The sequence below is a fragment of the Planococcus sp. RAB007_Raresut genome (assembly GCF_057369535.1).
On record NZ_JBXYIF010000039.1, the window covers coordinates 1 to 397 of the forward strand.

Consider the following 397-nt stretch of genomic DNA (forward strand, 5'->3'; position numbering starts at 1 on the left):
GGTGGAGGATGACGGGATCGAACCGCCGACCCTCTGCTTGTAAGGCAGATGCTCTCCCAGCTGAGCTAATCCTCCAAAATGATGGTGACCCCTACGGGATTCGAACCCGTGTTACCGCCGTGAAAGGGCGGTGTCTTAACCGCTTGACCAAGGGGCCTTGATAAATAATAACGTAACCCATGCAGAAACTTCATTTAAAAAAATAAAAGCTTCCAACCGGGTTCGAACCGGTGACCTCTTCCTTACCATGGAAGCACTCTACCTGCTGAGCTATGGAAGCAAGGCAAAAGAATCTCGGAACAAAAATAAAACATAGAATAGCCCAGCGACGTCCTACTCTCACAGGGGGAGATCCCCCAACTACCATCGGCGCAAAAGAGCTTAACTGCCGTGTTCG

3 tRNA genes and 1 rRNA gene are annotated in these 397 nt (G+C 50.4%); all 4 read right to left on the bottom strand.

The annotated features are described in order from the left end of the window. Nucleotides 1-2 precede the first annotated feature (2 nt). A tRNA-Val gene (locus AC2Q9J_RS17630) sits at nt 3-75 on the bottom strand. 7 nt (nt 76-82) lie between these two features. Beyond that, a tRNA-Glu gene (locus tag AC2Q9J_RS17635) sits at nt 83-157 on the bottom strand. 50 nt (nt 158-207) lie between these two features. Further along, nucleotides 208-280: transfer RNA gene (locus tag AC2Q9J_RS17640), tRNA-Thr, on the bottom strand. A 40-nt stretch (nt 281-320) separates the two neighbouring features. Then, nucleotides 321-397, bottom strand: a 5S ribosomal RNA gene (gene rrf, locus AC2Q9J_RS17645); the annotation flags it as partial.